20 protein-coding genes and 1 pseudogene are annotated in these 19,855 nt (G+C 70.9%); 15 read left to right on the top strand and 6 right to left on the bottom strand.

Annotated features, from left to right (window positions below; genetic code table 11):
• Window positions 1-25 precede the first annotated feature (25 nt).
• The gene (locus K1T34_RS20110; protein WP_220245776.1) at window positions 26-1,585 is read left to right on the top strand and encodes an AMP-binding protein; all 1,560 of its coding nucleotides are present in this window, start codon (window positions 26-28) and stop codon (window positions 1,583-1,585) included.
• Here K1T34_RS20110 and K1T34_RS20105 read toward each other — a convergent pair.
• Window positions 1,576-1,758, bottom strand: a complete 183-nt coding sequence (locus K1T34_RS20105) for a hypothetical protein (RefSeq protein WP_220245775.1) — start codon at window positions 1,756-1,758, stop codon at window positions 1,576-1,578. The two genes, K1T34_RS20110 and K1T34_RS20105, sit on opposite strands and share 10 nt — an antisense overlap.
• A gap of 83 nt (window positions 1,759-1,841) precedes the next feature.
• Between K1T34_RS20105 and K1T34_RS20095 the strand changes: the two are divergent.
• The 5 genes and pseudogenes from K1T34_RS20095 to K1T34_RS20075 all read left to right on the top strand — a co-directional run.
• Window positions 1,842-2,641 (top strand): annotated as a pseudogene (locus K1T34_RS20095) (SDR family NAD(P)-dependent oxidoreductase); the annotation flags it as partial.
• Entirely contained in the window at window positions 2,634-3,197 is a 564-nt protein-coding gene (locus tag K1T34_RS20090) for a TetR/AcrR family transcriptional regulator (RefSeq protein WP_220245772.1), read from the top strand. The pseudogene K1T34_RS20095 and the gene K1T34_RS20090, both read left to right, overlap by 8 nt.
• A 36-nt stretch (window positions 3,198-3,233) precedes the next feature.
• The gene (locus K1T34_RS20085; protein ID WP_220245771.1) at window positions 3,234-3,770 is read left to right on the top strand and encodes a DinB family protein; all 537 of its coding nucleotides are present in this window, start codon (window positions 3,234-3,236) and stop codon (window positions 3,768-3,770) included.
• A 63-nt stretch (window positions 3,771-3,833) separates the two neighbouring features.
• Entirely contained in the window at window positions 3,834-5,189 is a 1,356-nt protein-coding gene (gene pcaB, locus K1T34_RS20080; RefSeq protein ID WP_220245770.1) for a 3-carboxy-cis,cis-muconate cycloisomerase, read from the top strand.
• Between the two features lie 127 nt (window positions 5,190-5,316).
• Window positions 5,317-6,279: an SCO0930 family lipoprotein gene (locus K1T34_RS20075; RefSeq protein WP_220245769.1), complete on the top strand. Its 963-nt coding sequence runs from the start codon at window positions 5,317-5,319 to the stop codon at window positions 6,277-6,279.
• A 130-nt stretch (window positions 6,280-6,409) separates the two neighbouring features.
• On the opposite strand, the gene K1T34_RS20070 is transcribed toward K1T34_RS20075, so the two are convergent.
• Entirely contained in the window at window positions 6,410-6,997 is a 588-nt protein-coding gene (locus K1T34_RS20070) for a DUF4383 domain-containing protein (RefSeq protein WP_220245768.1), read from the bottom strand.
• A 185-nt stretch (window positions 6,998-7,182) separates the two neighbouring features.
• Here K1T34_RS20070 and K1T34_RS20065 point away from each other — a divergent pair, with 185 nt between their 5' ends.
• Window positions 7,183-8,109, top strand: coding sequence for a hypothetical protein (locus K1T34_RS20065; protein WP_220245767.1), 927 nt, complete (start codon window positions 7,183-7,185; stop codon window positions 8,107-8,109).
• Window positions 8,110-8,112: 3 nt separating this feature from the next.
• On the opposite strand, the gene K1T34_RS20060 is transcribed toward K1T34_RS20065, so the two are convergent.
• Both K1T34_RS20060 and K1T34_RS20055 read right to left on the bottom strand, forming a co-directional pair.
• Entirely contained in the window at window positions 8,113-9,324 is a 1,212-nt protein-coding gene (locus tag K1T34_RS20060; protein WP_220245766.1) for an esterase family protein, read from the bottom strand.
• 152 nt (window positions 9,325-9,476) lie between these two features.
• On the bottom strand, window positions 9,477-10,442 hold the full coding sequence (locus K1T34_RS20055; RefSeq protein ID WP_220245765.1) for an alpha/beta hydrolase: 966 nt from the start codon (window positions 10,440-10,442) through the stop codon (window positions 9,477-9,479).
• Between the two features lie 165 nt (window positions 10,443-10,607).
• Between K1T34_RS20055 and K1T34_RS20050 the strand changes: the two genes are divergently transcribed.
• The 4 genes from K1T34_RS20050 (at window position 10,608) to K1T34_RS20035 (ending at window position 12,962) form a co-directional block, all read left to right on the top strand.
• Window positions 10,608-11,081 (top strand): MarR family winged helix-turn-helix transcriptional regulator, encoded by a 474-nt coding sequence (locus K1T34_RS20050; protein ID WP_220245764.1) that lies wholly within the window; start codon window positions 10,608-10,610, stop codon window positions 11,079-11,081.
• 56 nt (window positions 11,082-11,137) lie between these two features.
• Complete coding sequence (locus K1T34_RS20045; RefSeq protein ID WP_220245763.1) at window positions 11,138-11,986, top strand: SAM-dependent methyltransferase; 849 nt, start codon at window positions 11,138-11,140, stop codon at window positions 11,984-11,986.
• 129 nt (window positions 11,987-12,115) lie between these two features.
• A complete protein-coding gene (locus K1T34_RS20040) occupies window positions 12,116-12,586 on the top strand; it encodes a hypothetical protein (RefSeq protein WP_220245762.1) in 471 nt (156 codons plus the stop codon).
• 4 nt (window positions 12,587-12,590) lie between these two features.
• Window positions 12,591-12,962: a hypothetical protein gene (locus K1T34_RS20035; RefSeq protein ID WP_220245761.1), complete on the top strand. Its 372-nt coding sequence runs from the start codon at window positions 12,591-12,593 to the stop codon at window positions 12,960-12,962.
• 3 nt (window positions 12,963-12,965) lie between these two features.
• Here the strand turns inward: K1T34_RS20035 and K1T34_RS20030 are convergent, their stop codons facing one another.
• Window positions 12,966-13,904 carry a patatin family protein gene (locus K1T34_RS20030; RefSeq protein WP_255638602.1) on the bottom strand — a complete coding sequence of 313 codons (939 nt, stop codon included), beginning with the start codon at window positions 13,902-13,904 and terminating at the stop codon, window positions 12,966-12,968.
• A 105-nt stretch (window positions 13,905-14,009) separates the two neighbouring features.
• On the opposite strand from K1T34_RS20030, the gene K1T34_RS20025 reads away from it, so the two are divergent.
• The 4 genes from K1T34_RS20025 (at window position 14,010) to K1T34_RS20010 (ending at window position 17,862) form a co-directional block, all read left to right on the top strand.
• Window positions 14,010-14,552 carry a PadR family transcriptional regulator gene (locus K1T34_RS20025; protein WP_220245759.1) on the top strand — a complete coding sequence of 181 codons (543 nt, stop codon included), beginning with the start codon at window positions 14,010-14,012 and terminating at the stop codon, window positions 14,550-14,552.
• Window positions 14,549-16,546 carry an NADPH-dependent 2,4-dienoyl-CoA reductase gene (locus tag K1T34_RS20020; protein WP_220245758.1) on the top strand — a complete coding sequence of 666 codons (1,998 nt, stop codon included), beginning with the start codon at window positions 14,549-14,551 and terminating at the stop codon, window positions 16,544-16,546. The genes K1T34_RS20025 and K1T34_RS20020 overlap by 4 nt, the downstream gene beginning before the upstream one ends.
• Before the next feature lie 22 nt (window positions 16,547-16,568).
• Window positions 16,569-17,546, top strand: coding sequence for a prephenate dehydrogenase (locus tag K1T34_RS20015; RefSeq protein ID WP_255638601.1), 978 nt, complete (start codon window positions 16,569-16,571; stop codon window positions 17,544-17,546).
• An 82-nt stretch (window positions 17,547-17,628) separates the two neighbouring features.
• Window positions 17,629-17,862, top strand: coding sequence for an antitoxin (locus K1T34_RS20010; RefSeq protein WP_220245757.1), 234 nt, complete (start codon window positions 17,629-17,631; stop codon window positions 17,860-17,862).
• Window positions 17,863-17,869: 7 nt separating this feature from the next.
• On the opposite strand, the gene K1T34_RS20005 is transcribed toward K1T34_RS20010, so the two are convergent.
• Window positions 17,870-19,831, bottom strand: coding sequence for an FUSC family protein (locus tag K1T34_RS20005; RefSeq protein WP_220245756.1), 1,962 nt, complete (start codon window positions 19,829-19,831; stop codon window positions 17,870-17,872).
• Window positions 19,832-19,855 lie beyond the last annotated feature (24 nt).

Raw genomic sequence — 19,855 nt, 5'->3', positions numbered from 1 at the left:
ACCCGCGGCCTGCCCAGGAGGAGCGATGGCCATTCGCAGCACCTACCCCGACGTCGTCATCCCCGACGGATCCCTGCCCGGCCTGCTGCTGGGCTCGCTCACACCCGAGGAGGCCGCGCACCCGGCGGTCATCGACGCCGGCTCGGGCAGGCGACTGACCTACGGCGAGCTCGCCACGGCCGTCGAGCGCCTGGCTGCCGCGCTGGCCGAACGCGGCATCGGCCGGGGCGACGTCGCCGTGCTCGCCGCGCCGAACTGCGCCGAGTACCCCGTCGTGTTCCACGGCGTGCTGCGCTCGGGCGCCGCGGTGTCACCCGCCAACCCGCTCAACACCCCCGCCGAGCTGGCGCACCAGCTGCGTGACGCGGGCGCGCGGATCCTGTTCACCACCTCCGCCGGGCTCGGCAACGCGCGCGCCGCCGTGAAAGAGGAAGGCGTACGCGTCAAAGAGATCGTGGTGCTCGACGCGGCCGACGGCGTGACGTCGCTCGACGACCTGCTCGCCGGCACCGCCGCCGCGCCGCCGGAACCGACGGCCGACGACCTCGCCGTGCTGCCGTACTCCTCGGGCACCACCGGCTTGCCGAAGGGCGTGCTGCTGACGCACCGGAACGTCGTTGCGAACCTCAGCCAGATGCAACCGCTGACGGAGCTGCGCCCGGGCAAGCGTTCGATCGCCGTGCTGCCGCTGTTCCACATCTACGGCATGAACGGGATCATGAACATCAGCCTGCTCAACCGGGCGACCGTGGTGACCATGCCGAGGTTCGACCTCAAGGGCTTCCTCGCCGCCGTGGCCGAGCACCGCGTGGACCACCTGTTCATCGCGCCGCCGATCGCACTGGCGCTGGCGAAGGTCCCGTTCGTGACCGACTACGACCTCGGCTGCGTCGACGTGGTGATGAGCGCCGCCGCGCCGCTCGACGCCGGCATCGCCCAGGAGCTGGCCGCGCGGCTGAACGTCACGGTGCTGCAGGGCTACGGCCTCACCGAGACCAGCCCGTGCACGCACGGCATCCCGGCCGACCGGCCCGACGTCGACCGCGGGTCGATCGGGCTGCTGATGCCGAGCGTCGAGGCCCGCGTGGTCGACCCCGTGACCGGCGAAGACGCCGAGCGCGGCGAGCTGTGGGTGCGCGGCCCGAACGTGATGCGCGGCTACCTCAACAACGCCGCCGCCACCGCCGCGACCATCGACAGCGACGGCTACCTGCACACCGACGACATCGTGACCGTCGACGGCCGCGGCGTGTTCCACGTGGTCGACCGGCTCAAGGAACTGATCAAGTACAAGGGTTTCCAGGTCCCGCCGGCCGAGCTGGAGGCGCTGCTGCTGACGCACCCGGGCATCGCCGACGCGGCCGTGATCGGCGTGCCCGACGACGAGGCGGGCGAGGTGCCCAAGGCGTTCGTCGTGCGCCGGTCAGCGGAGCTGGACGAGGCCGCGGTGCAGGCGTTCGTGGCCGAGCGGGTGGCGCCGTACAAGAAGGTGCGGCAGGTGGGGTTCGTGGACGCCATCCCGAAGTCCGCCGCGGGCAAGATCCTGCGGAAGGTGCTGCGGCAGCGGGAGGTCGCTCACAGCTGAGCCCGCAGGCGGTCGCCGAACTCCACGATCTCGACGGCGGAGTCGCGGAACAGCCGTGCCTGTGCGTACCACGCCTCGGTGGACTCGGCCCGGGCCCGGCGCGTGTCGTGGAGATGTTCCATGAACCCCTGGTCGAGGCGCGTGAACTCCTTGAGCTCGTTGGCACCTAGCAATGTGGAGGATCCTCCGTTATCGTGGTAAGTATTCGGTTACTTACTTGAGGACGGCCATGTCACGCACCCTGCTCATCACCGGAACTTCCCGCGGCCTCGGTCGCGCGCTCGCGGTCGCGGCGCTCGAGGCCGGCCACCGGGTCGTGGCCACGGCGCGCCGCTCCGACGCGGTCGCGGACCTGGTCTCGGCGTACCCCGAATCGGCGCGGGCCGTGGCCCTGGACGTGCGGGACCCCGAGGCCGCCGCGGACGCCGTGCAGGTGCGGTGGACGAGTTCGGCCGGCTCGACGGCGTGATCAACAACGCCGGCTACGCCAACGTCTCCAGCCTCGAGGACACCCCGCTCGCCGACTTCCGCGACCAGGTCGAGACGAACCTCTGGGGCGCGGTCCACGTCAGCCGCGCTGCGCTGCCCGTGTTCCGGAAGCAGGGCGCGGGGCACGTCTTGCAGATCTCGTCAGTGAGCGGGCGGCTGGCACCGGCGGCGGGGCTCGGCCCCTACGTCACGGCGAAGTTCGCTCTGGAGGGGTTCTCCGAAGCGCTGGCCCTGGAGACGGCCGGGTTCGGCGTGCGCGTGACGGTGGTCAAGGCGGGGTCGATGGCGACGTCGCTGTACTCGTCGATGGACGCGCCCGAGCCGAGCCCCGCGTACGCGTCCGTGCTGGCGCCGATGCGCACGGCCCACGCCACCGGGCAGGCCCCGGGCGTCGACCCGGCGCGGGCGGCGGCGATGATCCTGAGCGTGTTCGAGCTGACCGACCCGCCGTTGTGGCTGCCGCTTTCGGGCGAGGCCGTGGACTTCATCCGGCGCGCGGAGCAGCGCAAACTCGCGGAGCTGGACCGTTGGGAGGAGCTGAGCCGCTCGGTGGACGCCCATGACTGAGGCTCCGGCCCGCGACGCCGCCGCCACTCGCCGTCGCATCCTCGACGCGGCCATCGAGGAGTTCTCCGACGCCGGGCTCGCGGGCGGGCGCGTCGGCCGCATCGCCGAACGGGCGCGCGCGAACCAGCGCATGATCTACGCGTACTTCGGCAGCAAGGACGGGCTGTTCGAGGCCGTGCTGACGGAGAAGGTGCTGCAGGCGCAGGCCGCGGTGACATTCGACGCCGAGGACCTGCCGGGGTACGCGTGCCAGGTATTCGACTTTTACCGCGCCAATCCGCGGATGGTGCGGCTGAACCTGTGGCAGGCGCTCGGACGGCCGGACCTGCTGCAGTCGCTGGCCCCCCTCTCGCGCGCGATGGCCGACAAGGTGGCGGGCATCGCGGCGGCTCAGGCCTCGGGGGCGGTGTCGTCGGCGTTGCCGGCTGCGGCGCTGCTCGATCTGATCCTCGCGTTGACGTACGGCAACATCGCGCAGGCCGGAAACGCCGCGTTGTGGCCGGATTCGCAGCGGACGGCCTTGGCCACGGCGGTTTCGCGGCTGGTTGCCCGGTGAGCCGGAATTGTCGGTGCCGGGTGAGACCGTGGGCGGATGGAAATTCCTCAGCATTTCTCGCCCGTGGCCGAAAGCACGCGAGAGGCCATCCCCAGGCTGGCCGGTGAGCGCGACACCCTGGTCGCGTTCCTCGACTGGCACCGCGAGACGTTCGCGGTGAAGTGCGCGGGCCTCGGGCAGGACGCCCTGTCGACCAAGGCCGTGTCCCCGTCGGGCCTTTCCCTGCACGGCATCCTGCGCCACCTCGCGGGCGTCGAACGCTGGTGGTTCCAACAACAGTTCGCCGGCGCCGACGTGCCCCTCCTCCACTACTCCGACGACGAACCCAACCAGGACTTCGACTCCCTCGACGGCGACGTCACCGAGGCAATGGCCTTGTGGCGCACGGAGTGCGCACGCTCGCGGGAGATCGTCGCGTCGGCTTCCTCGCTGGAGGACCGGGGAACGTCGCTGGTGACCGGTGAGCCGTTCACGTTGCGGTGGTTACTGGTGCACCAGATCGCGGAGTACGCGCGGCACAACGGCCACGCTGATCTGCTGCGCGAATCCCTCGACGGCACGGTGGGCCACTGACCCGATGCGAGGCTCCGCACAGGAGCGCGGTGGCGGCGAGTCCCGCGTGCGATGCTGGGCGGCATGAGCGTCGATCCTGATTCCGGGTTGTTGTCGCCCGTGCGGGCCGGGACGCCGGTCGAGGCGGTGACCGGGGACAACGCGGTGGTGGGGGCGATGCTGGCGGCCGAGGCGGCCCTGGCGAGGGCGCAGGCGCGGCTGGGGACCGTGCCGACCGGGGCGGCGGAGGCGATCACCGCGAAGGCCGCCGAGGTGGCGCGGGAGATCGACGTGGTGGCGCTGGCGAAGACGGCGCGTGCGACGGCGAATCCCGTTGTAGGGCTGGTCAAGGAGCTGACGGCGGCCGTCGGGGCCACGCATGCCGACTACGTGCACCGCGGGTCGACGAGTCAGGACATCGTCGACACGGCGTTGATGATCGTCGCGAGGAACGCGCTGGAGCTGCTGCGAGACGACTTGGCGACAACCGCGGCGGCGCTTGCGGACCTGGCTCGCGCGCACCGCGACACCGTGATGCCGGGCCGGACACTGACGGCCCACGCCGTACCGACGACGTTCGGGCTCAAGGCCGCGGGCTGGCGGCAGTACGTGCTCGACGCGGCAGGGCGGGTGCGCCGCCTCGAGCTGCCCGTGTCGCTGGGCGGCGCGGCCGGGACGCTGGCCGCGTACGTCGAGTACGGCGACGGCACCGAGGACTACGCGGAGCGGCTCGTCGAGGCCTTCGCCGAGGAAACCGGCCTGGCCACCACGACGTTGCCCTGGCACGCGAACCGCACGCCCGTCGCGGATCTCGTGGCCGCGCTGGCCCAAACGGCCACGGCGCTGGGCAAGTTCGCGGTCGACGTCCAGGTGCTCACGCGCACCGAGATCGGCGAGGTCGCGGAGCCCACGGGCGGTGGCTCGTCGGCGATGCCGCACAAGCGCAACCCCGTGCTGTCGGCCCTGATCCGCTCGGCGGCGCTGCAGGTGCCGGTGCTGGCGGCGGGCGTGACGCAGTCCGGGCTGGCGGAGGACGAGCGGTCCGCCGGCGTGTGGCAGGCCGAGTGGCAGCTGCTGCGCGAGTGCCTGCGCCTCACGGGCGGGGCGGCGCACACGGCCGTCGAGCTGGCGCGCGGCCTGGCCGTGGACGCGGAGCGGATGCGGGAGGACGTCGGCCTCACGCACGGGCTGATCGTGTCGGAACGGCTGTCGGCCGCGCTGGCGCCGTTGCTCGGCAAGGCGCGGGCGAAGGACGTGCTCGGTGAAGCGTCGAAGCGGGCGGTGGGCGAGAACCGGCCGCTGCGGGACGTCCTCGCCGAGATATCCCAGGTCACCGATGTCCTGGACCCCGCGAAGCTCGACGACCTCCTCGACCCCGCCCAGTACACGGGCGCGGCAGGGCGACTGGTCGACCGCGCCCTCGAAGGTGACGGAAAGTAGTCGCAACTTCTGCTGAACCGCTCCGCCCGACCGCCCGTGTAAGAGGGTGGGAAGCGTTCCTCACGGAACGCGGGGGGTACCGGCAGCTGCGCCTGGCGCGGCGACCACGTACCCAAGGAGAAGTTTCATGCTTCGCAGGTTCCGCACGGGCGTCATCGTCGTCTCGGCGGCCGCAGGGCTCACGCTGCTGAGCGCCTGCTCGGGCACGACCGCTCCACCCGCGCCGGTGCCCGGCGGCGGGACCGGGGGCGGTCAGGTCGGCAACGCCGCGGCCGCGACCGAGACGGCCGTCAAACTCGCGGCCACCGACGTCGGTGAGCTGGGCAAGGTCCTCACCGACGGCGACGGCCAGACGCTCTACCGCTTCGACAAGGACACCGCCAAACCGCCGAAGTCCGCGTGCGTGGCCGACTGCGCCAAGGCGTGGCCACCGCTGCTGTCGAAGGGCGCCGTGCAGCTCGACGGCGTGGACAAGAGCCTCGTCGGCAGCGTGACCCGCGACGACGGCACCGAGCAGGTGACTGTCAACGGCTGGCCGCTCTACACCTACGCCAAGGACACCACGCCCGGCGACGCCACCGGCCAGGGCGTGAACGGCACCTGGTTCGCGGCCACCCCGCAGGGCGGCAAGGCCGGAAAGTCCACTTCGGACGGTGTGAAGCTCAGCGCCGGCAAGGTCGACGGCGTCGGCGCGGCCGTGGTCGACCAGGACGGCTTCACGCTCTACCTGTTCACCAAGGACAGCAAGAAACCCTCGAAGTCCACTTGCGACGGTGACTGCGCCAAGCTGTGGCCGCCCGTGCTGACCAGCGGCAACGTCGCACTCGACGGCATCGACGCCAAGCTGCTCGGCAGCGTCAAACGCGCCGACGGCACCACGCAGGCCACGCTCGGCGGCTGGCCGCTGTACCGGTATTCGAAGGACACCGCGCCCGGCCAGGCCAACGGCATGGGCGTGAAGGGCACGTGGTTCGTGATCGAGCCCAACGGCTGCAAGTCCGGCACCACCACGAGCACCGGATCCGCCCCGGCCAAGCCGACCACGAGTGCCCCGGCCGCCGGCGCTTCGAGCGACCCGTACAGCTACTGACCCCAGACCCGGCGCCGCGCCCCGACAGCGCGTCGTCAGGACAACCGGCCACGGGCGGCGGAAGGAGCGGCAGTTCCCGAACACACCGAGGGCCCGGCAACTGCGGGAGTTGCCGGGCCCTCGGTGTGTTCTAGTGCGCCAGGCCGGGACCGCGCTTCTCCCGGGGCTGGATCTCCCGGGTGGACCCGGCGTGGTCGTCGTCCTCGACCCGCTCGATCACGCTCGTCTGGGCCTGATCCGCCGTGATCGGCTCCACGTCCTCGTCCGGCAGCCGCACCTTGCGGCGCGCCGGCGCCATCGCGATCACCAGGCCCAGCACGGCGATGCCGAGGTGCAGCCAGTTGTCCGGCGTCGTGAGGTCCAGCGGGTTGCCGGCGACGGTGAACGGGTTGGCCGCGATCATGCCGGTGATCATCAGGCCCCACACGAACAGCACGCCGTAGCCGAGGAAGAGCAGCCAGCCGAACGTCCGCGCGCGGCCGGAGCCGAACGCGAGCAGCACGCCGAGCACGCCGGTCACCACGTGCACCAGGTTGTTCATCGGGTTGCCGGAGAACCGCCAAAAGCCGGCTTCGTGGTGCCCGGTGAAGCCACCGACGCCGGTCCTCGCGAAGCCGATTACGCCGTAGACCAGGAACGCAACGCCCACCAGGGCGGCCAGGACCTGCGCGGGCTGCAGGCCCTCCACCCGGATCCGGGCTCCATGCGCATGAACCATGACTCCAGTCCTTCCCGTGGTGAGCTGACTCACGCGAAGGAGGTACCCCGTCTTCACCCGGAGTGAAACGCCGGTGCTTGCCCGCAGCCCCCCGGAGCGTCACCGGATTCGGCCTTCTTCGAGATCAATGCCACAAAAGGCCCCCGATTCGGCAACACCGAACGGGTGATCGGACAAGTCCGGTCATGCGCAAAGTGAACATCCTCTTCCTCGTGGGGTTGTGCCTGGGGGCACTCGTCGCGCTGGTGCTCGTGGTGGCGGAGCCGGCTCGGCACGTCGTCACCGCGCTCGGTCCGACGCCGATCGCCGCGGCCGGCTCGGAAAGCTCGACCGTTTCCGTGCCCTCGAAGACCCCGTCGCCCACGTCGTCCAGCAAAATCCCGCCGGCGCGCAACTCGTCGACGCCCGGTGGCGCCAAGGCCGGCAAGCCGAGCACCCAGGCGCTGTCGGCGCTCGTCCCGCGCGGGCACGTGAGCGCCGTGGTCTACGACCGCACGACGGGGACCACCGTGCTGTCGGCGAACGCGGACCGCACTTACACGTCGGCGTCGCTGGTGAAGCTGATGATCGCCGTGTCCGCCCTGGAGAACGGCACGCCCGCCGGCACCGTGAAGGAAATGCTGTCCCGCAGCGACGACACGACCGCCAGCACGCTCTGGGTCGCCAACGGGGAGACGCAGATCGTCGAAAGCGCTATCCAGCGGATGGGACTCACGGAAACCCACCCGCCCGCGAGCCCGGGCCGCTGGGGCGACACGGAGATCACGGCCAACGACGTCACGAAGGTCTACCAGTACCTGTTCACCAAGGCTCCCGCCGACGAACGCACGGTGATCCTCGCCGCCCTGCACGCCGCCACCGAGTTCGGCGCCGACGGTTTCCGCCAGTACTTCGGCATCCCCGACGCCCTGGGCCCCGGCAACTTCGCCGTGAAGCAAGGCTGGTCCTGCTGCCGCCCGACCCGCATGCTCCACACCTCCGGCCTCGCCGGCGACGGCGACCGCTTCATCGTCACCGTCCTCACGGAACAGCCGCAGTCCGTCAGCTACGACACCGCGTCGGCGCAGATCACGTCCGTCGTGAAGAAACTCGTGCCACTGCTGAAACCCTGACCCTCACTCGTCCGTCGCCGACAACGCACCGCGCGCCCCCGACTTCGGCAGCGGCCACGGCCGCACGCCGCCGCTGACGTCGACGTGCCGGCCGGCTGCGCAAGGTCCGGGGATGCGCGCGCCGATCCACGCCAGGACGTCGGGCAGCTGCGACTTGAACGTGTTCATGTTGTGTCCCGCGTCCGGGATTCGCCACGAGGAGAAGCGGACGGGGGCTTGGGCGGCGGCGCGGATCTGGTCGATGGCGAAGCTTTCGTAGTTCTCCTTGTCGCCGGAGATCGCCAGGATGTCCACAGGGGACGGATGCAGGCGCACGTTCAGGCGGACGTTGTTGGCGTCGTCGATGTCGTGGCGGCCGTGGAAGAGGTCTTCGGTTTCGGAGTCCACCTGGGCGCGGTCGTAGCCGCTGACGCTGACGGCTTGGGCGAACCACTGCGGGTGGCGCGTCACGAGGTTCATGGCGCAGTAGCCGCCCGAGGACCAGCCCGCGATGGTCCACGCGCCGCGTGCCGGGTTGAGGCCGAGGCGCTGGATGGCCCACTCGCGGACGTCGGCGGAGAGGTAGGTGTCGTTGGGGGTGCCGCCGACCTCGTCGACGCACTCGGTGTCGTGGCCGACCTTGGGCACGCCCGTCGGGTCGGGGATCACGACGACGGTGGGCGGCAGCACGTGCTTGGCGATCGCCGCGTCGAGCTGTTCGGGCAGGTGGTAGCCGCTCGTGGCGACCTCGGGGCCCGACGGGTAGTTCGGGATCCACTCGATCGCCGGGAACTTCAGCGAGCGGTAGGCCGGCTGGAAGTACTGCGGCGGCAGATACACGGCGACGTCGCGCACCAGCCCGGTGCGCCGGCCCGTGACCTTCATGTGCAGCACGGTCCCCTTGCCCTCGCGCGCGTGCACCACGCCGAGGTCGCGCATCTTGTCGAGGTCCGCGCCGTTGTCGCCGGCCTCGGCGTCGACGCTTTCGGCCGCGTACACACCGGTGCCGAGCAGCGAGCCGAGCGTGGGGAAGAAGCCGCCGATGAGGTTGCCCACCAGCGAAACGCTCACCACGACCAGCACCACGGCCGTGAGCACGGTGGTGCTGCGCCCGAGCTGCTTGCGCTTGCGCCACCGGTCCCAGAACCACGGGACGGCCACGACCGCGAGCAAGGCCAGCACGCCGATCACGATCACTTCGACCGGTGAGTCCAGCCGGATGCTGCTCAGGTGCACGGGAACTCCCCCTCCAGGACGCGTGTCCGGAAGATCGAACCCGCTGTACAAACCCCTGTACAAGAAACGTTCGGCAGGCCACCCCCGTTGTGATCAGGTGAGCGCCGTCACAAGATCAAGAGGGTGGCCCGCCGGGCGTCTCAGCTGCGGTTTCAGGCTCCGAACGCGGCACGGAGGACGCTGATCGCCTGCTTGATCGCGGCGTCGGCGGCGCCGGTCTCGCGCAGCGCGTTGACCATCACGAAGTCGTGGATGGCGCCGGCATAGCGCGCGGCCGTCACGGCGACGCCCGCCCGGCGCAGCTTCGCCGCGTACGCCTCGCCCTCGTCGCGAAGCACGTCGGCCTCGCCGGTGATCACGAGCGCCGGCGGCAGACCCGCCAGGTCTTCGAGCGACGCGCGCAGCGGCGACGCGGTGATCTCGGCGCGCTGGGCCTCGTCGGTCGTGTACTGGTCCCAGAACCACTTCATGGCGTCGCGCTGCAGGAAGTAGCCCGTGGCGAACAGGCGGTAGGACTCGGTGTCGAAGTTCGCGTCGGTGACCGGGTAGAACAGCACCTGCTGCAGGAAGCGCACGTCGCCGCGCTGCTTGGCCATGATCGTGAGGGCGGCGGTCATGTTCCCGCCGACCGAGTCACCGGCGATGGCGACACGGGAGGTGTCGAGCCCCTTCTCGGCGCCGTGCTCGACGGCCCACTTCGCGACCGCGTAGTTCTCCTCGATCGCGACGGGGTAGCGCGCCTCGGGCGAAAGGCTGTACTCCGGGAAGACCACGGCCGCGCCGGTACCGGCGGCGAGTTCGCGGACCAGCCGCTCGTGGGTGTGGAAGCCACCGAAGACCCAGCCGGCGCCGTGGACGTACACGAGGATCGGCAGCGGACCGGTCACACCCTGGGGCTTGACGATGCGGACCTCGACGTCGCCGTTCGGGCCACCCGGCACCTGGACGACCTCGATGTCGGCGGGCGGCATCTCGACGGGGCCGTCCTGCACGCCGTCCACGGCCTTGCGACCTTCGGCCGGCGGGAGCTCGAACAGGAACGGGTGCGCGGCCGTGGCCTCGGAAAACGCCTGCGCGGCGGGTTCGAGGGCGAGGTTCTGCGGGTTCGGGGTGGTCATCTCGGGTCTCCTCCAGGCGGTGTCCGTTGCTGACCTTCATGAAATTAGTGCACAACTCAATTGTGCACAACTAAACTGAGTCCAATGAGATCTAAGGCACTTGAGTTGCTCGTTCGGGCACATTTCGGGGATCATCGAGAGTTACACCTTGTGGAGGAGGTACCCATGACCAGCCAGGATCCCGGCGAGACGGGCTCGCTCCTGCTCGACGACCAGCTCTGCTTCGGGCTCTACTCGGCGTCGCGCGCCGTCACGTCGCTCTACCGGACGCTGCTCGAGCCGCTCGACCTCACGTACCCGCAGTACCTCGTGATGCTGGCGCTGTGGGAACACGACGCCCAGCAGGTGAAGGAACTCGGCGCCGCGCTGAACCTCGACTCGGGCACGTTGTCGCCGCTGTTGAAGCGCCTGGAAAAGGCCGGCCTCGTCACGCGCGAACGCCAGGCCGACGACGAGCGTTCCGTGCGGATCACGCTCACCGACAAGGGCGAGGCGCTGCGCGCGCAGGCCGAGCGGATCCCGCCGCACATCGGCCGCTCCCTGGGCTTCGACCTCGAGACGATCGTCCAGCTGCGCGTCTCGATGGACCAGTTGACGGAATCCGTGAACGCCTATCGGGAGGCCATCACCACGGCTTGATCCGCTTGTCGCGCACCGTGGTTAGCATGGGCGCGACCCGAGCGGTGAGGACGGCGATGATCGAACGAGACGAAGCCCTGCGCGCAGTCGAAGGCAGCCTGGACCGACCATCCGCGGCCCGGATCTACGACTACTTCATCGGCGGCAACACGAACTACGCGATCGACCGCGAGTTCGCCGAGAAGGTGCGCGCGCGGCTGCCGCTCATGGGTGACTACTGCCTGACCAGCCGGCAGTTCCTCGGCCGCGCAGTGCGCCATAGCGTGCGCGCCGGGATTCGGCAGTTCGTGGACATCGGCTCGGGCCTGCCGACAGCGGGCAACGTCCACGAGGTCGCCGACGCCGAGCGCCCCGACAACGACGTGCACGTGCTCTACATCGACAACGAGCCCGTCGCCCTCGCGCACTCGCAGATCCTGCTCGCCGACACCGCCGACGATGAACGCCACCAGGCCATCGCCGCGGACCTACTGCAGCCGGAAGAGCTGTGGGAGCGCGTGATGGACTCGGACGTGATCGACGTGCGCGAGCCCGTCGCGCTGATCGTGAACGCGGTGCTGCACTTCATCAAGGACGACCAGGATCCGGACGGCATCCTGTCCTTCTACCGCGACCGCGTGGCTCCCGGCTCACTGCTGGTGCTCTCGCAGATGACCAACGAGAACCCAGTGGACGACGACGAACGCCAGGCGCTGGCGGATCTGCTGGAATACTACGAGTCCACGACGAACCCCGGTGTTCTGCGCAACCTGGCGGAATTCTCGCGCTTCTTCGGCGGCTGGCCGCTGCTGGAGCCGGGCCTGGTCTACGCGCCGGCGTGGCACCCGAACCGCGACGCCGTGTTCGCGAAGGCGCCCTCGGAGTCGCGGGTGATCGGTGGGGTGGCGCGGAAACCGTCACTCTGACCGATTTGCGGACTCGGGCGGGCCTCGGTGCGGTGAAACCGGCCCGGGATCAACCCTGGGTTTGACGCTTCCCGGCTCGCCGCCCGCCAAGCTGGTGCTCACCTTGAGTTCTGCCTGGAGGGGACCACCGTGAGCAACACCGTCAACATCCTCATCGGACTCGTCGTGCTGGCGTGGCTGTGTTGGCGACAGACGCAGAAACGCCTCGTACGCGAAGACCGCAAACCGACCGTCCTGCTGATCCTCGCCGTGCTCGGCGTGGTGTCCCTCGCGTCGTTCTTCAAGGGCGGCACCCCGGGCACGCCCGCCGTGCTGCTGCTCATCGGCAGCCTGGTCGTCGCGGCCCTCTTCGGCCTCGTCCGCGCGTACACCGTCCGCCTCTGGCGCGCCGACGGCCAGCTCTGGCGCCAGGGCACGTGGCTCACCGTGGTCCTGTGGGTGGTCGCCATCGCCATCCACATCGGACTGGACTTCGTGATCGACGCGAACAGCCCGGCGAAGGGCCTGGGGAGCGCTTCGATCCTGCTGTACCTGGCGGTGTCGCTGGGCGCGCAGAGGTTGGTGGTCCAGTCGAGGGCCAATCACGTCGTGGCGGCCTGACGCGATGGCGCGCAAGAGCCCGCAGGAGAAGAAGGCCCTGAGCTACGAGAAGGACCGGCGCAACAACTACGGCGAGAACGACAAGAGCTCGCGCAAGAACATCCCCCGCAACAAGCGCGAGCCGAACAGCGCCAACCGCCGCCACGACCGCCTGGTGACCCAATCGGCGACCGGTCCCGTCGACCTCGATGCCGCCGAGCAGGCGGACGAGCGGCTCGGAGTCAAGAAGTCCAAACGCTGGCGGAAGTACCGCGACGCGCCGCTCGCCGACCACATCGTGTGCCGCCTCGCGCGGCGGGCCCGGAAGGGGATGACCACACCCGAAGCCGCCGAAGAGCGCATCGAGCGAGTGCGACGGCGGTCGCGGCGGAGCTGAGCTTCAGGAAACTTCCCTCAGCTGTTCCAACGCGCTGTACACCGCTTCCGTCCCCAGCTCCACCGCCCGCCGCAGCACCGCGGGGTCGCGTTCCAGCGCCCCGACGGCCGGGGAGCCGGCGGGCGGGCGGATGCTCGCCAGCCGCGGATCCTCGCGCAGCAGGCGTTCGTCGTCGAGATCGTGGGTGTACTGCTCCCGCCACGCGTTGACCGTGCCCGGGGCGTGGCGGCGCAAAAACCGCGGCACGACGACGTCCTGCACCCGCGGTGGCGGGGCCGGCAGCTCGTCCGACCGGCGGGTGCGCAAGACCAGCACGTCTGTCGCGCCCTGAGCCAAAGCGGTCCGAAAGGGCAACGGCTCCGCCACACCCGCGTCGACGAAGCGGCGGCCGTCCATCGCGATCGGTGGGCCGGCGAGCACAGGCATGCACGACGAGGCCGCGAGCGCAGTCTTGATGTCCTCGACCTCCGTGATGAACGGGTGCAGGTCGGTGGACTCGCCGGTGTCCGCGTCGGTCGCCAAGGGGTGAAACGTGACGGGGTTGGCCAGGATCGCCGGGAAGTCCATGGGTTCCAGCACCGAATAGACCTGGTGCACGAGGTAGTCCAGGTCGATCACGGACTTGCCGCGCAGGGCTTGGAGCGGGTTGATGATCCGGCGCATCACCGTGGGGTTCCACCAGGTGCGCACGCCTGTCTGCGAGCGTCCGCACAGCAGCCACGCGGCGTTCAGAGCACCGGCCGACGAGCCGTAGACGGCGTCGAACGCGGGCGTCGCGCCCATCTCGTCCAGAGCCAGGACCATGCCGCTCGAGTACGTGCCGCGGCTGCTGCCCCCTTCGATCGCGAGCACCAGGCGGCGGTCGTCACTCCGCTCCCCCGGCACGCTGCCCGACGCCAGCCGTTCGTTGATCAGTTCCAGAACCGGGTGCACGATGTCCATCCTGGTCGGTTCACGCCATTCGTCGACCCGATTTGCCCCACCCTGCCGGGTGACCTGCGTTGCAACGGGTTGCACTGCACCTAGTTGCATAGCACGCTGAGCGCCATGGCACTGGAGCACGCGATCCTCGTCTCGCTGTCCGAACGCTCGGGTTCGGGCTACGAGCTCGCGCACCGCTTCGAGAAGTCGATCGGCCTGTTCTGGAGCGCCACCCACCAGCAGATCTACCGCGTGCTCAAGCGGATGGAAGAGGCCGGCTGGGTGGCCGTCGAGACCGTCGCGCAGGACGGGCGGCCGGACAAGAAGGTGCACACCGTCAGCGCGGCCGGCCGGACTGAGCTGCGGCGGTGGCTCGCGGAGCCCAACGCATCAGCCGGACCGCAGGAGCTCGCCGTGAAGCTGCGCGGGGCGTCCTTCGGAGACGAAAAGGCCGTCGCCGAAGAGCTGGCGCGGCACCGCGCGGCCCACGCCGAACGCCTCGACGCGTACCGCCGGATCGAGAAACGCGACTTCCCCGCACCCACCAGCGGCCGTGCTCTGCACCAGTACCTCGTGCTGCGCGGTGGAATCCGAGCCGAAGAAGGCCAGGTCGAGTGGCTCGACGAAGTCGTGAGCGCGCTCCAATCCGACGAGAAGGACGCCCGATGACGCCCTACCCGCACCTCCTGCAACCGCTCGACCTCGACTTCACGACCCTGCGCAACCGCGTGCTCATGGGCTCGATGCACACCGGTCTCGAAGACCGCACGGCCCACTTCCCGCAGCTCGCCGAGTACTACGCCGAGCGGGCCCGCGGTGGCGTCGGCCTGATCGTCACGGGCGGGTTCGCGCCGAACCGCACGGGCTGGCTGCTGCCGTTCGCCTCGAAGCTTTCGACGACGGCGGAAGCGAAAGAGCACCGGCAGCTCACCGCGCCCGTGCACGAGGCCGGCGGCAAGATCGCGCTGCAGATCCTGCACGCGGGCCGCTACTCGTACAACCCGTTGAGCGTCTCGGCTTCGAGCCTCAAGGCGCCGATCAACCCGTTCCGCCCGCGCGCGCTGACCGGCTACGGCGTCGTGCGGACGATCCGCGCGTTCGCCGACTGCGCAGCGCTCGCCCGCGAGGCGGGGTACGACGGCGTCGAGATCATGGGCTCCGAGGGCTACCTGATCAACCAGTTCCTGGCCGAGCGCACCAACAAGCGCACCGACGGCTGGGGCGGCTCGGCCCGGAAGCGCCGCCGGTTCGCCGTGGAGATCGTGCGGCGCACGCGCGAAAAGGTCGGCCCGGACTTCATCATCATCTACCGGCTCTCGATGCTCGACCTCGTCGAAGGCGGGCAGAGCTGGGACGACGTCGTGGCGCTGGCGAAGGAAGTGGAAGCCGCCGGCGCCACCATCATCAACACCGGCATCGGCTGGCACGAGGCGCGCGTGCCGACGATCGTGACGTCGGTGCCGCGCGCCGCGTTCACGTGGGTGACCGGGAAGCTCAAGCCGCACGTGTCGATCCCGGTCGTCACGTCGAACCGCATCAACATGCCGCAGGTCGCCGAAGAGGCGCTGGCGCGCGGCGACGCGGACCTCGTGTCGCTGGCGCGGCCGTTCCTCGCCGACCCGTCGTGGGTCCGCAAGGCGGAGGAAGGCCGCGAAGACGAGATCAACACCTGCATCGCGTGCAACCAGGCCTGCCTCGACCACGCGTTCAGCCGCAAACCCGTGTCGTGCCTGGTCAACCCGCGCGCCGGCCACGAGACGACGCTGGTGCTGTCGCCGACGCGGCGCGCGAAGCACGTGGCCGTGGTCGGCGCCGGGCCGGCCGGGCTCGCGGCGGCGACGGCGCTGGGCGAGCGCGGTCACCGCGTCGAGCTGTTCGAGGCGGCCGACGAGATCGGCGGCCAGTTCGGCATCGCGCGGCGGATCCCGGGCAAGGAGGAGTTCGCCGAGACCATCCGCTACTACGCGCGGCGGCTGGAGGTCACGGGCGTGAAGGTGCACCTCGGACGGCGTGCGTCGGCCGAGGATCTGGCCGGGTTCGACGAGGTCGTGCTGGCCACGGGCGTCGTGCCGCGGGTGCCGGCGCTCGAGGGGATCGACCATCCCAAGGTGGTGTCCTACGTGGACGTCGTGCGAGGTGGCGCCTCGGTCGGGTCGCGGGTCGCCGTGATCGGAGCCGGCGGGATCGGGGTGGACGTGAGCGAGTTCCTCACCTCGTCGACCTTGACCCGCGACGAGTGGCTGACGGAGTGGGGTGTCACGGATCCCGCGCTCGCTGCCGGCGGCCTCGGGGTGGCGCGGCCTTCGCCGTCGCCGCGGACCGTCTACCTGCTGCAACGCAAGAAGACGCCGATCGGGGCGGCGCTGGGCAAGACGTCGGGCTGGGTGCACCGGGCGGCGCTGAAGGCGAAGGGCGTGGAGCGGATCGCCGGCGTCACCTACGAGCGGGTGGACGACGCCGGGCTGCACGTGACCGTCGGCGGGAAGCCGCGGCTGCTGGAGGTGGACACGGTGGTGGTCTGCGCCGGTCAGGAGCCCGTGCGGGACCTGGCGGACGCGCTGGGTTCGACGCCGGTGCACCTCATCGGCGGCGCCGACGTGGCAACCGAGCTGGACGCGAAACGCGCCATCGACCAGGGCACGCGCCTGGCGGCCACGCTGTAGCCGGGTTGCGGCCACTGGCAGGATGAGGCCCGTGCGAGATGTGTGCGTGATCGGGCTCGGGCTCATCGGCGGGTCGCTGCTGCGCGCGAGCGTGGCCGGCGGCAGGACCACGTGGGGCGCCGCGGTGTCCGAAGTGGACGCCGACGCCGCCAGCCGCGCCGGCTACGACGTGACCACTGACGTGGAAGCCGCGCTGCACCGGGCGGAGTCGGCCGAGGCGCTGATCGTGCTCGCCGTGCCGCTGCCGGCCGTCGAGAACCTGTTGCGGCTGGTCGCGCAGCACGCGCCGCACTGCGTGCTCACCGACGTGGTGAGCGTCAAGGGCCCGATGCTCGACGCCGTACGCCGGCGCGCGCCTTACACGCGCTACGTGGGCGGGCACCCGATGGCGGGCACGGCCGAGTCGGGCTGGCTCGCGGGCAACGCTTCGCTGTTCGAGGGCGCGGCGTGGGTCGTCGGCGTCGAGGAGGACACCGATCTCGAAGCGTGGGCCGAGGTGACCCGGCTGGTGCTCGACGTCGGCGCGTTCGCGGTGCCGCTGCCTGCCGACTCGCACGACGAGACCGTCGCGCGGATCTCGCACCTGCCGCACCTGTTCGCCGCGATCCTGGCCACCATCGGCGCCCAGGGCGGGCCACTCGCGATGTCCCTGGCCGCCGGCTCGTATCGCGACGGCACCCGCGTGGCCGGCTCCAGTCCCGAACTGGTCCGCGCCATGACCGAAGGCAACCGCGACGCGCTGCTGCCCATCGTCGACGAGGCCCTCGGCCGCCTCGGCGCCGCCCGCGGCTCGCTCGCCTCCACCGGAGGACTGGCCGCCACGATCAAGGCCGGCCACGACGGCGCCCTGGCCTACTCCACCGCCCACGACGCCGCCCGCTCGGGCGTCCGCGTCACCCTCTCCGCCCCGGATGCCCGCGAAGCGCTGATCGGCCTCGGCGAGCGGGGCGGCCGGATCACCTCGCTGGACGACGGCGTGGCCGGCGGAGAAGTCAACTAACCCGGGGATTTCGCCGGAGTTGCCGGGGGCATCCGTTGTGTGACGATGGGGGCGTCTCAACTCCGGGATTGGGGAGCGAAACATGGGCATCAATTTCGACGAGCTCAAGAACAAGGCCACCGAGGCGCTGCGGGACAACAGCGACAAGATCGAGCAGGGCCTCGACAAGGCGGCCGGGTTCGCCAAGTCCAAGACGAGCGGCCACGACTCGAAGATCGACGGCGGCGTCGAGAAGGCCAAGGACTTCCTCGGCAAGCTCGCCGGCACCGACAAGCCCGACGAGGACCAGCAGCCTCCGCAGCCGCCGCAGCAGTAAGCGTTGGTCAGGTGCGCCGGTGGTAGGGCAGGAACCGGCGCACCAGCCGCAGCGGGGCGGTTTCCACGAGGTCCGGACCGCGCACCGCGTCGAACGTCGAGCCGAGCTGGTCGACGACGCCGGAGAGCTGCGCGCTGTCGGGCAGGGGCACCGACCCTGGCTCACGTTGCTCACGCACGGCCGCCGCGAGCTCGGCCAAGGCGTCGGTGACCAGCACGATCTCCGCGGGTGACGGGGCCGGCACGCCGCGGCCGAGCGTCACGGAGACCTCGGTGACGGCGTCCGCCACGCGCTCGAGCCCCGCGATCACCGGCCACCACGCCACGGCGTGTCGGCCCGCGGGTGAGGGCTCCACGATCACCTGCTGGAACGCCGTGCGCAGGTCCGCGAGCGCGCGGTAGGCCGCGCGGCGGGAGCGTGAACGGGCCAGCCGGGCCTCGGGGGTCGAGTTGAGGACGAGGGCGGCTTGGACGTAAGCCGCGACGGTGTCGAAGCTGTCCGCCAGCCGGCCGCCGACCCGCGGGCGGCGGGAGCCGGGCCAGAGCAGGTAGCCGATCAGCAGCACGATCACGCAGCCGGTGACGGTGTCCAGCAACCGCGCGAGGACGACCGACCAGCTGCCCGTCTGAGCCAGGTCCATCTGCAGGATGATCAGCGGCGTCACGAAGGTGCCGAGCATGCCGTAGTTGCGCACCTTCCCGATCGCGGCGCCGCCGGCGAACAGAGCGATCAGCACCACCAGCACCCAGCCGCGCGCGCCGATGGCGAGCACGATCGCGCCGATGCCGACGCCTGCGATCGTGCCCATGCCGCGCAGCAGCGCGCGGCCGAAGACCGAGCCGAAGTCGGGTTTCAGCACCACGCCGACCGTGAGCGTGATCCAGTACGAGCGCTCGAACGGCACCATCAGCGCCACGACCTCGGCCACCGCCACGCATACCGTGAGCCGCAGGGCGACGAGCCACGTCAGCGGGCCGGAGGCGAGCGAGCCGAACCACTCGCGAAGACGCTGATACGGCGAGGCGGGCGCACGTCGTTGCCGGTTGTCGCCCTTCTCGATGCGGGCGAGGCCGGCGTAGAGCGCGGACTCGACCGGGTCGAGGTCGTCCTCGGGCATCGGCGGCGGCGCGGGCAGCGGCTGGGTCGCGAGCACGGACGCGGCCGCGCCGGTGAGGTAGTCGATGACCTCGGGCGGCGGCCGGTGCCCCGCGTTGACCATCGCGACGGACGCCTCCACGGCCGGAGTGGTGGCGGACAGCAGGTTCAGCAACTCGCGGTACGCGGCGTCGCGGCCCGAGAGCCACGAGCGCGCGGTGAGCAGACGGTCGTACGCGGTGCTCATGGCCGTGGTGAGCTGGTTGCGGGCGACGCGCGACGTCGGCTCGTCGGTGGCCGACAGCATCGCGGCGAGCTCGATGTAGACCTGCGCGACGGCGGTGCGTTCGGGGCTCGTGCCGCGGACCGTCCACGTCACCAGCGCCACGAACAGGCTCCAGGCCGCGCCGAGGCAGAAGTAGCCGAACAGCTCTTCGACCTTCAGGCCCGTCGCGTGCTGCGCCGTGCCGAGCACGCAGAAGACGAACATCTGCAGCGCCGCCACCGACGCGTTGCTGCCGGCCGCGCTGATCAGCGCCGACACCGCGGCGATCACCACGATCGCCGGGATCGACCACGCCGGCACCGCGCCCGTGAGCAGGCCGACGAGGTAGCCGCCGGCCGCCGCGAGCGTCGCGCCGCCCAGCCGGCGGGCGCGGTAGCGGTACGGCCCGGCGGCCTCGGACAACACGGCGGGCAGCGCGCCGGTGGAAACCAGGGCACCCACGCCGATGTCGCCGGCCGCGTACGCGACGGCCAGTGGGGTGGCGAGCGCGAGGACCGCGCGGGCGACCATGTTCCACGGGACCGGGACCGGTTTTGAGCGGAGGAGCTGGACCAGCCAGTGCGGCGCGGCGAAGTCGGGGCGGCTCACGCACCCATCTTGACCTACGCTGAG

The sequence above is a fragment of the Amycolatopsis sp. DSM 110486 genome (assembly GCF_019468465.1).
Lineage (GTDB): Bacteria > Actinomycetota > Actinomycetes > Mycobacteriales > Pseudonocardiaceae > Amycolatopsis.
This window is presented reverse-complemented; position numbering and strand designations above follow the sequence as displayed.

Excerpts from the sequence above, each read along its gene's own strand:
- K1T34_RS20110 (WP_220245776.1), top strand. The coding sequence starts at position 26 with ATGGCCATTCGCAGCACCTACCCCGACGTCGTCATCCCCGACGGATCC.
- K1T34_RS20090 (WP_220245772.1), top strand. The coding sequence starts at position 2,634 with ATGACTGAGGCTCCGGCCCGCGACGCCGCCGCCACTCGCCGTCGCATC.
- K1T34_RS20085 (WP_220245771.1), top strand. The coding sequence starts at position 3,234 with ATGGAAATTCCTCAGCATTTCTCGCCCGTGGCCGAAAGCACGCGAGAG.
- pcaB (WP_220245770.1), top strand. The coding sequence starts at position 3,834 with ATGAGCGTCGATCCTGATTCCGGGTTGTTGTCGCCCGTGCGGGCCGGG.
- K1T34_RS20075 (WP_220245769.1), top strand. The coding sequence starts at position 5,317 with ATGCTTCGCAGGTTCCGCACGGGCGTCATCGTCGTCTCGGCGGCCGCA.
- K1T34_RS20070 (WP_220245768.1), bottom strand. The coding sequence starts at position 6,997 with ATGGTTCATGCGCATGGAGCCCGGATCCGGGTGGAGGGCCTGCAGCCC.
- K1T34_RS20065 (WP_220245767.1), top strand. The coding sequence starts at position 7,183 with ATGCGCAAAGTGAACATCCTCTTCCTCGTGGGGTTGTGCCTGGGGGCA.
- K1T34_RS20055 (WP_220245765.1), bottom strand. The coding sequence starts at position 10,442 with ATGACCACCCCGAACCCGCAGAACCTCGCCCTCGAACCCGCCGCGCAG.
- K1T34_RS20050 (WP_220245764.1), top strand. The coding sequence starts at position 10,608 with ATGACCAGCCAGGATCCCGGCGAGACGGGCTCGCTCCTGCTCGACGAC.
- K1T34_RS20045 (WP_220245763.1), top strand. The coding sequence starts at position 11,138 with ATGATCGAACGAGACGAAGCCCTGCGCGCAGTCGAAGGCAGCCTGGAC.
- K1T34_RS20035 (WP_220245761.1), top strand. The coding sequence starts at position 12,591 with ATGGCGCGCAAGAGCCCGCAGGAGAAGAAGGCCCTGAGCTACGAGAAG.
- K1T34_RS20030 (WP_255638602.1), bottom strand. The coding sequence starts at position 13,904 with ATGGACATCGTGCACCCGGTTCTGGAACTGATCAACGAACGGCTGGCG.
- K1T34_RS20025 (WP_220245759.1), top strand. The coding sequence starts at position 14,010 with ATGGCACTGGAGCACGCGATCCTCGTCTCGCTGTCCGAACGCTCGGGT.
- K1T34_RS20020 (WP_220245758.1), top strand. The coding sequence starts at position 14,549 with ATGACGCCCTACCCGCACCTCCTGCAACCGCTCGACCTCGACTTCACG.
- K1T34_RS20015 (WP_255638601.1), top strand. The coding sequence starts at position 16,569 with ATGAGGCCCGTGCGAGATGTGTGCGTGATCGGGCTCGGGCTCATCGGC.
- K1T34_RS20010 (WP_220245757.1), top strand. The coding sequence starts at position 17,629 with ATGGGCATCAATTTCGACGAGCTCAAGAACAAGGCCACCGAGGCGCTG.